The organism is Accumulibacter sp., assembly GCF_023806635.1.
Lineage (GTDB): Bacteria > Pseudomonadota > Gammaproteobacteria > Burkholderiales > Rhodocyclaceae > Accumulibacter.
This window is the reverse complement of the sequence record NZ_JAMTDQ010000020.1, coordinates 23,433-32,912: the sequence shown is the minus strand read 5'-3', so window position 1 is coordinate 32,912 and position 9,480 is coordinate 23,433. Positions and strand designations below refer to the sequence as shown.

General features: G+C 65.2%; 10 protein-coding genes. 6 read left to right on the top strand and 4 right to left on the bottom strand.

Going from position 1 to position 9,480, the window contains the following annotated elements:
• The first annotated feature begins 86 nt into the window (after positions 1 to 86).
• A complete protein-coding gene (locus NFW30_RS03390) occupies positions 87 to 1,487 on the top strand; it encodes a hemolysin family protein (RefSeq protein WP_295350998.1) in 1,401 nt (466 codons plus the stop codon).
• Entirely contained in the window at positions 1,488 to 2,735 is a 1,248-nt protein-coding gene (locus tag NFW30_RS03385) for a hemolysin family protein (RefSeq protein WP_295350995.1), read from the top strand.
• 56 nt (positions 2,736 to 2,791) lie between these two features.
• On the opposite strand, the gene NFW30_RS03380 is transcribed toward NFW30_RS03385, so the two are convergent.
• Entirely contained in the window at positions 2,792 to 4,252 is a 1,461-nt protein-coding gene (locus tag NFW30_RS03380; RefSeq protein ID WP_295350993.1) for a potassium transporter TrkG, read from the bottom strand.
• Positions 4,253 to 4,689: 437 nt separating this feature from the next.
• Between NFW30_RS03380 and NFW30_RS03375 the strand changes: the two genes are divergently transcribed.
• From NFW30_RS03375 to NFW30_RS03360, 4 genes are all read left to right on the top strand, one after another.
• The gene (locus NFW30_RS03375; RefSeq protein WP_295350990.1) at positions 4,690 to 6,198 is read left to right on the top strand and encodes a DUF1538 domain-containing protein; all 1,509 of its coding nucleotides are present in this window, start codon (positions 4,690 to 4,692) and stop codon (positions 6,196 to 6,198) included.
• Positions 6,195 to 6,542 (top strand): transcriptional regulator, encoded by a 348-nt coding sequence (locus tag NFW30_RS03370; protein WP_295350988.1) that lies wholly within the window; start codon positions 6,195 to 6,197, stop codon positions 6,540 to 6,542. Before NFW30_RS03375 ends, NFW30_RS03370 begins: the two co-directional genes overlap by 4 nt.
• Positions 6,543 to 6,606: 64 nt before the next feature.
• Positions 6,607 to 7,002, top strand: a complete 396-nt coding sequence (locus tag NFW30_RS03365) for a CBS domain-containing protein (RefSeq protein WP_295350986.1) — start codon at positions 6,607 to 6,609, stop codon at positions 7,000 to 7,002.
• Positions 7,003 to 7,015: 13 nt separating this feature from the next.
• Positions 7,016 to 7,453, top strand: a complete 438-nt coding sequence (locus NFW30_RS03360; protein WP_295350983.1) for a hypothetical protein — start codon at positions 7,016 to 7,018, stop codon at positions 7,451 to 7,453.
• A gap of 604 nt (positions 7,454 to 8,057) precedes the next feature.
• Here the strand turns inward: NFW30_RS03360 and NFW30_RS03355 are convergent.
• The 3 genes from NFW30_RS03355 to NFW30_RS03345 all read right to left on the bottom strand — a co-directional run bounded on the left by NFW30_RS03355 (position 8,058) and on the right by NFW30_RS03345 (position 9,438).
• Positions 8,058 to 8,438, bottom strand: coding sequence for a transcriptional regulator (locus NFW30_RS03355; protein WP_295350980.1), 381 nt, complete (start codon positions 8,436 to 8,438; stop codon positions 8,058 to 8,060).
• 1 nt (position 8,439) lies between these two features.
• Positions 8,440 to 8,745: a type II toxin-antitoxin system HigB family toxin gene (locus NFW30_RS03350; protein ID WP_295350977.1), complete on the bottom strand. Its 306-nt coding sequence runs from the start codon at positions 8,743 to 8,745 to the stop codon at positions 8,440 to 8,442.
• An 81-nt stretch (positions 8,746 to 8,826) separates the two neighbouring features.
• Positions 8,827 to 9,438, bottom strand: coding sequence for a cation-transporting P-type ATPase (locus NFW30_RS03345; protein ID WP_295350974.1), 612 nt, complete (start codon positions 9,436 to 9,438; stop codon positions 8,827 to 8,829).
• Positions 9,439 to 9,480 lie beyond the last annotated feature (42 nt).

Genomic DNA, 9,480 nt, shown 5'->3' with positions numbered 1-9,480 from the left:
CCGTTCGCGGGATGAGCGAGCGCCTCAGCCCTCTGGGAGAGGAAGACGTAACAATTGTGGTCTCTGACTGGAGGAAGGTGTGAACCATGGATCCTGCCCTATGGATCGAACTGATTGTCTTTGTCGTCCTGCTCGGTTTTTCGGGTTTCTTCTCGAGCACTGAAACCTCGCTGTTCTCGCTCAGCCAGTTTCAGCTTGACCAGATGCGCGCGGCGAAGAACCCGCGCATCGAGCTCATCGAACGCCTGCGCAGCGAGCCGCGGCGGCTGATTGTCACCATCCTGATCGGCAACGAATTCGTCAACGTGTCGGCGTCGGTGATCTCGGCGGCGATGATCATCCACCTCTTCGGCGCCGAGAACGAGATGATCAACCTGCTGGTGATGGTGCCGATCCTGCTGCTCTTCGGCGAGATCACGCCGAAGGTGCTGGCGATCCGCAACAACGTCGCCTTTGCCAATGCGGAGTGTCGGCCGATCGCGCTGTTCGCACGACTGATCACGCCGCTGCGCGAGGTCATCCGGCACATCGCCGATTTCTTCATCACGCTGATCGTCGGCAAGCAGCGCTCGGAGGGCAATCTGGTCACCGAGGACATGATCCGCACGCTGGTACATGACGCCGTCGGCGAGGGCGCACTCGACAGCCAGGAAGCGCAGTACATCGAGAAGATCTTCGACTTCGGCAACAAGTCGCTGAGCGACATCATGCGGCCACGCTCGGACATCCAGTTCCTCGCGGCCGACCTGCCGGTGAGCGAACTGCTGGCGCAGATCCGGGCGACGCGGCAGTCGCGCTATCCGGTCTTCAAGGGGCATCGCGACACCATTCTCGGCATTCTCCATACGCGCGACCTGCTCGGCGTCGATCTCGCCCGGCTGGAGCGCGATCCGCAGGGACTCCGCAAGCTGCTGCGGCAGCCGCACTTCTTCCCGGAATCGAAACCGGCTGTCGAGCTGTTCCACACCTTCCGCCAGCGCAAGCTGTCGTTCGCGCTGATCGTCGACGAGTACGGCGGCGTCACGGGCCTGGTGACGATGGAGGACCTGCTCGAATGCGTCTTCGGCGAGATCGCCAGTCCTTCCGACAGCGACGTCGTGCCGCGGCACCTGATGAGCGACCTCGCGGACGGCCGCCGCCTGATCGACACCAGCATGCCGCTCGACGACTTCAGCCAGGAGTTCGGCGTGCGGATCGAGAGCGAGGAAGTCGAAACCCTCGCTGGGGCGCTGCTGCAGGCCTTCGGCGAGCTGCCGGCGAGCGGCGCGACGATCGAACTCTGCGGCCTCAGGTTCACCGTCGAGGACCTGGAACACAACCGCATCACGCGCGTTCTCGTCGAACGTCTGCCGGTACCGAGCGCGCCGGCGGTGGCTGACGCCGCTGACCCGGCTGCCGGCAGCGAAACGTCACCGGCGGCCGCTGCGGTGGATGCGGCCGCAGCGTCGAACGAGGCCAAATCGGACAACAAGGGGGAGGGTGCCTAAATGCCTGATATTCTGCTCACGGCCCTGCTGATGGTCGTCTGCCTGCTTGCCGAGGGCTTCTTTTCCGGCTCCGAACTGGGCGTTGTCAGCGCCGACCGCATGAAGCTGCGCCACGACGCGGCCAAGGGATCGCGGGGCGCGCGGATGGCGCTCGAAATGCTCGAGAAGCGGCCCGAGTGGCTGCTGTCGACGACGCTCGTCGGGACCAACATCGCCGTCGTTGCCAACTCGACGATTGCCACCGCGCTGATGATCCAGCTCTTCGGCGAGTCCGGCAGCTGGCTCGCGGTCGTCCTCGTCGCGCCGCTGATCTGGGTGTTCGGCGAGATCGTGCCGAAGAGCGTCTTCCAGCAGCGCGCCGATGTGATCACGCCCTACGTCATCTACATCCTGCGCTTCTTCTCGATCCTCTTCGCGCCGATCCTGATCTTCTTCGTCACCCTGTCGAAGTTCCTCTCGCGCCTCGCCGGCGCGCGCGAGGAGCACAACCCGTTCACGCTGCGCGAACAGATCCAGAGCATGGTGCAGATGCCGCCGCAGGAGGGCGGCGACATCCAGCAGATCGAGAAGACGATGATCCGCCGCATGTTCAACTTCTCTGAGACCACGGTCTACAAGGTGATGGTGCCGCTGATCGACGTCAACGCCGTCGATCGGCGCTGCACCGTCGGTGAGGCGGTGCGTCTGGCGGTGCAGTGCTCGCACGTCCGCCTGCCGGTCTACGACGGGCGGATCGACCGCGTCATCGGCGTGCTCAACACGATGGACCTGCTCGGTGTGGACCCGGCGACGCCGATCGAGGGATTCATCGGCCCGACGCGCTATGTGCCGACGAGCAAGAGCGCCGAGTCGATGCTCGTCGAGCTGCGCAAGGATGGCGACGCGATGGCGGTGGTGATGGACGAATTCGGCGGTGCCGAGGGCATCGTCACGATCGAGGACATCATCGAGGAAGTGGTCGAGGACATCGAGGACGAGTACGACCGCCAGGAGAAGCCGGCCGAATGGTTCCGCAAGATCGGCCATCACGACTACCTCGTCAGCGCGCGTGCCAACCCGACGCTGCTGCTCGAGAAGCTCGGCCTCAAACTGCCGGGCGAGGGCAGCTACGATACGCTGTCCGGCTTCCTGCTCGAGTTTGCGCGCGAGATTCCCAAGCCGGGAACGACGATCGAGGTCGAAGGAATCAAGTTCACGATTCAGCGCGCGACACCGCAGGTCATCCAGGAAGTCCAGATCCGCTGGTAGAAGGCGCCGGCGCCGTTGCGGGACCATGTTCCGCCGGCGCCGGCTTCCCGGTGGAGCTAGCGCCGCCAGAAAGCCGGCATCAGCAGGACCAGCAGCGTGAAGATCTCGAGGCGGCCGAGCAGCATGGCCCACGTACAGATCCACGTCTGGAAGTCGCTGAGCACGGCGTAGGTCGTCGCCGGTCCGACGAGGTTGAGGCCGGGGCCGGTGTTGTTGATGCAGGCGACGACGGCGGAAAAGGCGGTGATCACGTCGAGCCGCGTCGCGACCATCAGCAGCGTCAGCGAGACGATCGACACGACGTAGATGAAGAGGAAGCCGAGGATCGAGTGCAGCACGTGGTCGGGAACGATGCTCGTCCCGAAGCGCACGCTCTGCAGGCCGTGTGGGTGCATCGCCCGCATCAGCTCGCGGAACACCTGTTTGTAGAGGATCACCGCCCGCATCATCTTGATGCCGCCACCGGCCGATCCCGAGCAGGCGACGAAGCTGCCGAGGAAGAGGATCCACAACTGTGCGAACAGCGGCCACTGCGCATAATCGGTGGTGGCGAATCCGAGCGAGGTGGCGAGCGATACCGAGTGGAAGGCGACGTAGCGGAAGGTCGTCAGGAAATCGTCGTAGATTCCGTCGGGCATCAGGTAGAGGGTCAGCGCGAGACTGCTCAGTGCGAGGAAGCCGAGGAAGTAGTGCGCCTCGACGTCGGAGCGGTAGACGCGCAGCGATCGCTTCGCCAGGGCGAGGAAGTGGGTGCTGTAATTGATGCCGGCGAGCAGGGCGAAGAAGGTGACGACGAGTTCGATCTCGACGCTGTCGAAATGACCGAGGCTGGCGTCCTTGGTCGAGAAGCCGCCCAGGCCCATGATCGAGAAGGCGTGCATCATCGCATCCCAGGGGCTCATCCCCACGTGGTAGAGGCTGATGCCGCAGGCCGTCGTCAGGATCACATACACCACCCACAGACCCTTGGCCGTTTCGGTCAGGCGCGGGGTGATCTTGCTGTCCTTCATCGGCCCCGGCGTTTCCGCCTTGAGCATGCTGCGGCCGCCGAAGCCGAGCAGCGGCAGGATCGCCACGGCGAGGACGACGACGCCGAGGCCGCCGATCCAGTGCATGAAGGTGCGCCAGAAATTGATCGACAGCGGCAGGTGGTCGAGCCCCGAAAGAACCGTCGCCCCGGTCGCCGTCAGTCCCGAGACGGCTTCGAAATAGGCGTCGGTCCACGACAGTCCGTCGATGTGCAGGTAGAGCGGCAGCGCGCCGAAGGCCGGCAGCAGCGACCAGATCAGCGCCACCAGCAGGAAGCTCTCGCGCACGCGCATCTCGCGCCGCCGGTGGCGCACCGAGAAAGTCAGCGCGGCGCCGACGGCGACGGTGATCAGGACGGCTTCGTCGTAGGCGCTGTGCGCGCCATCGTCGCTCAGCCAGGAGAGGCTGAGCGGTAGCAGCATCAGCCCGCCGAAGCCGACGATCAGGATGCCGAGAATGTAGATTACGGGTGCGAAGCGGTCGATCATCTGCGGGCCCTGCCTGCGGCGGAAAACCGATCCAAGTGTGGGGCGCGGGATCGGCGGCTTGGCGACCGGATCCGGGCGCGCGGCCGCCGGCGGCACGTCGCGCCGACCCTCCGCATGGCGCTCTTTGCCGCAGGCCCCGGCGCCCCGGCCCGGTCGATGATGCGGACATGAGTATGGCCTTTCGTGGCCGCAGCCGTCAATCACGATCGCCGCTGCCGACGGGCTGCAGCAGCCTTCCGCGAACGAGGACGGCGGCACCCGGCCATGCCAGGGTGATTTGACCTGCAAGTCTTGTCGCCGCCGACGATCTCGGGCATGATCATGGCCCATGGCGAAGACGACTGATTCCGACCCGTTTCCTGCAGCATATTTTCACCGTCGCCTCGTCGCCGTTTTCCAGGCCCGCCGCCGCTCGCTGACGGCGGTGGAGGCCTAGGGTGCGTCTCGGTTCGCTCGTCCGCGTCATCCGCGAGCTGCTGCACGAAGCGGCGCGCGACCTGGCGCCGACGCTGATCGTCGTCCTCATCTTCCAGGTCTTCTTCATCCAGCGCATGCCCGACAGCCCGGCGGCGCTGATCGGTGGCTTTGCCGTCGTCCTGCTCGGCCTGGCGCTGTTCGTCAAGGGGCTGGACGCGGCGATCTTCCCCGCCGGCGAGACGATGGCTTTCGACTTCGCCCGGCGCGGCTCCTTCCTCTGGCTGATGTTCTTCGCCTTCTGCGTCAGCTTCGCCTCGGTCGCCGCCGAGCCGGCGCTGATGGCGGTCGCCTACAAGGCCGAGGCGGTGTCGGGTGGCAGCATGGGCGCGCTGACGCTGCGCATGGTGGCGGCGCTCGGCGTCGGGCTGGCGGTCGTCGTCGGCGTCTGGCGCATCGTCCTCGGCCACTCGATCGGCAACTACCTGATTCCCGGTTATCTGATCGTCATCATGCTGACGATCTTCTCGCCGCCACAACTGGTCGGCCTCGCCTTCGATTCCGGCGGCGTCGTCGCCTCGACCGTCACCGCGCCGCTGCTGACCGCGCTCGGCGTCGGCCTGGCGATCAGCATCCGCGGTCGCAACCCGATGCTCGACGGTTTCGGCCTGATCGCCTTCGGCGCGCTGGCGCCGATGATCATCATCCAGCTCTACGGCATCGTCTTCTTCGTTCCCGCCGAGGCGGGCAGCGCGGTGCTGCTGCTGCCGAGCGACGATCAGCACAAGTACGCCGCGCTCGAGTTGCTGCTCGACTTCCTGATCATGGTCCGTAACCTGCTGCCGATCATCGCCGTCGTCCTGTTCTCGAGTTTCGTCATCCTGCGCCGGCCGCTCGCCGATCCGCGGGGGCTGGCGGTGGGCATGGTGCTGGTGGCGGTCGGCCTGTTCATGTTCGACGAGGGGCTGCAGGTCGGGCTCTTCCCGCTCGGCGACGAAATGACCAGCGGCCTGATGCGTGACGGCGTGGCGATGTGGGTGCTCTACCTCTACGGCTTCCTGATCGGTTTCGCGACGACGATGGCCGAACCCGCCTTGATCGCGCTGTCGATCAAGGCCGACGAGGTCAGCCTCGGCCAGCTGAAGGGTTTCTGGTTGCGCACCCTGGTGTCGATCGGCGTCGGCATCGGCATCGTCATCGGCTGCGCGCGCATCGTCGATGGCACCAACATCGCCTACTGGCTGATTCCCGGCTACCTGCTGGTGCTGCTGATGACGCGCTTCGCACCGAAGTTCATCATCCCGATCGCCTACGACTGCGGCGGCGTGACGACGTCGACGGTGACCGTGCCGCTGGTCACCGCACTCGGCGTCGGGCTGGCCGAGCGCACGCCGGGGCGCGACCCGATGATCGACGGCTTCGGCCTGATCGCCTTTGCCTCGCTGCTGCCGATGATCATCGTCATGTCTTACGGCATGCTCGCCGGCTGGCTGCAGCGTGCCGCGAAACCTGCCAAGGAGCAAACACGATGAAGTTTTCCGCCGTCGTACTGATCGTTCCCGACGAAGACGAGAACCGCGCGGTCGATATCCTCAAGGAAGCGGGCGCCACCGGCATCACCATTCTCAAGGGCAAGGGGCTGCGGCACAACGAGCGCAAGACCTTCCTCGGCCTCGGGCTCGAGCGCAAGGAGTCGCTGCTGCTGTGCGTCGTCGAGAAGCAGCTCGCGATGCGCATCCTGCGCGCCGTCAAGATGCAGATGAAGCTGGACCTGCCGGGCGGCGGACTGGCTTTCTCGCTGCCGCTGGGCAGTGTCGTCGGCATCGGCCTGGCGCAGATGCAGGCTTTCCGGCGCGAAGTCGAGGAGGAGCTGTGAGCCGCCCGGAGCCTGCTTTCCCGCTTCCCTGCCCGTCCCGTCGTTGACTGAAGGAGTCCTTGCCATGTTGGTTGCCGGAATCATGAAGAAGAAGGTCGTCACCATCAGCCCGCTGGCGACCGTCCGCGAGGCATTGATGATGATGAAGGACCGCGGCGTCAAGTCGCTGGTCGTCGAAAAGCGCCACTCGGGTGATGCCTACGGGCTGATCTCGTATCGCGACGTGGCGCGGGCAGTGATCGCCGACGACGGCGACATCGACCTGCTGAATGTCTACGACATCGCCCAGAAGCCGGCGCTGCAGGTGTCGCAGCATCTCGAAGTACGTTACCTGGCGCGCCTGATGATCCAGTATTCGGTCAAGAGCGTGCTGGTGATCGACAACAACGAACTCGAGGGCTATGTCTCGGATACCGACGTCGTCGGCAGCCTGATCGACCGCGCCGTCGGCGGGCGCTAGCCCGCGAGGCATCATGGAGAAGCTCCTGCGCCGCTACTCGGCCTTCTTCCCGCGCTGGTGCCAGGCCTTCGGCGACCACGTTCCCGATCCGTTTGGCGAGGCCCGCGCCGTCGAGTGGGTGGTCGGTGCCGACAGCGTCGGCGTCATCGTCCTGCCCGAGGTGCGGCACTGGCTGATGCGCGAGCTGCTGGCGGAAAAGCATCCCGAGGTCGAGTTCCATCAGCGTTCGATTCGTCTCAACAAGCGCGACTACGACGAGGTCGAGGTGCTGGCGACCGCCGGCTACGCGGCCCTGCGCGCGCTGCTGCTCGGCTGCGACGAGGCGCACATGTTCCTCACCTATCACCTGATCTACCCGCCGGGGACGCGCATCATCACCGTCTCGAGCAAGCCGCCGCTGGGGCTGCTGTATCGGGAGATGGAGCCGCTGACGGTGGTCGTCAGCGAGTAGGACGGGGAAGGCGGCCGGCCGGGCGAACCGGAGGGCGAGGTCTGCCAGCGCCCACCCGTCTGTCGGCCTTTCTTACACAGTGCTCGCGATCGCAGGCACGCGGCCCTGCTTTAATGATTTTTTTCCTTTTGGCACGGATCGTGCTTTATAGCCACTGAAGCTGTTTGCCGCTTGCAGTCGGTGTATCGGCCCGTGGCGGGATCGGACCGCCAGCCAAGGCTGCGGGCGTTGTCCGGCCCGACGATTCCCGCTGGAACCGTCTGTAGTCCGTGCCGCCACTGGCGGCGGCAGCAAGCGAAGGCAGGCCTTTCGGCGGCCATCGACAGCGAGCCCCCCCCCCGCTTGTCGAAGCGGTTTGCCGGAAGGCCGCCTCCTCGCGTGCCTTGCACGGGCCTATTGCTTGATCGCCTTGATGTCGCCGGGCGCCCGCAGCCGAAGCGTGTAGGCCAGCGACACATGATGGAAACGCCAGACCGTCCGGTCGGTGTGAACGGCGACGTCGAAGGGGATCGTCTGCCGGGGAGGGAGTGTCAGATCGCCCTCGCCGCCGCTGCCATCCGATCTTCAGGATGCGAACCGGCAGCATCCTGGCGTTCCCCGCCGGTCAGGCGGCAGCAGATGGCTTGGACGGACGAATCAGGCTCTCGGCAGGAATGCCGAATCTGTCGTGCAGCCGCCAGATCATGTTGAGCGTCAAAGGACGCCTGCGGGCGAGGATTTCATAGACCCGGTTCAAGCGACCAATGGCTGGAACCAGATCCTTCGCTGTCAGCCCGGCCTGCTCCATGCGGAACTTGATGGCTTCCACCGGATCGGGAAGGTCGATGGGGAAGTGTCTGGCTTCGTAGGCTTCGACCAACGTCAACAGCACCTCGAACCGATCTCCATCCGGTGTGCCCGGTTCCGGTTCGTCATCAAAATATGCCGATAGCTCGCGCAGGGCAGCCTTGTAGTCGGTATCGGTGTGAATCGGGCGGATGTCCATGTCAGCGATCCATTGCGACGGTTTCGGCGTCTATCAAGTCGTACTCGGCGTGTGTGCCGACGAATTTCACGTAGACAGCCTGGTAGCGATACGCTACCGAGGCCACCAGGCGACAGTCATTGCCCTTGATGTTGAACACGACCCGGCGATTCCTGAGGATGCTGGCGTTTCGGTACTGAGCCTTGATGTCCGCCGGCTGCCTCCAACTGGCCTTCCTGGCCTCATCTGCCCACGATTTCAAGTGCTGCTCCGCGTCCGGATTGCTCTCCCAGAATGATCGCAGGTAGCTGACGGCAATGATTCGCATGCGTCAGCATAGTCCCGAATCGGGATCGGTGGCAAGAGCCTGTCACGAAAGGATCCGTGGCTGGAAATCCGGACTTCCGGACTACGTGTGGCCGAGTGCGTTCTCGATCTTTGCCGAAAGAGCGCCGCCGATCACGATCAACAGCTTGCGCGCCTCTTCCAGGAGCAGCGTCGTCGACGCGATCGCCGTCGCCAGCAGCCAGTCGTCGAGGCTCAGGTCGACGGTGTCGAACACCGCCTGTGCCGGCCCCCAATGCACCGCGACCACCTGCAGGGCGACGACGCCGGCGAGTGCCAGCCAGAGCTTGCCGTTGGTGAAGAACTCGCTCTGCAGCGCCGCCAGCGCGGCTTCGGCGCGGTGTTCCTGCAGGAAACCCAGCGTCGCGTTGAGGATGACGACGATGGCGATGACCACGGCGTCCTCGACATCGCCCAGCATTGCCGCCAGGATGGCTGCGCCGAGCAGCACGAGGACGAGGAAACTGCGGAACTGGTCGAGAAGCTTCTGCCATGCCGGGCGCGGCGCCTTGCCGACCAACTGGTTTGGACCGTGGCGGGCGAGCCTGGCCGCCGCCGCAGTGGCAGCGAGGCCGGCAGCAGGATCGACACCCAGTTCGCTGGCGGCGGTCGTTGCGGAGCGGGCGTGCCAGGGTACCCTGTCGTCGGCCTGGGCAGGCGATGCAGGCTCGGACACGCTGCCTGGCGTGCTGTCGGCGTGAGGAGGAAAAGGATGCCG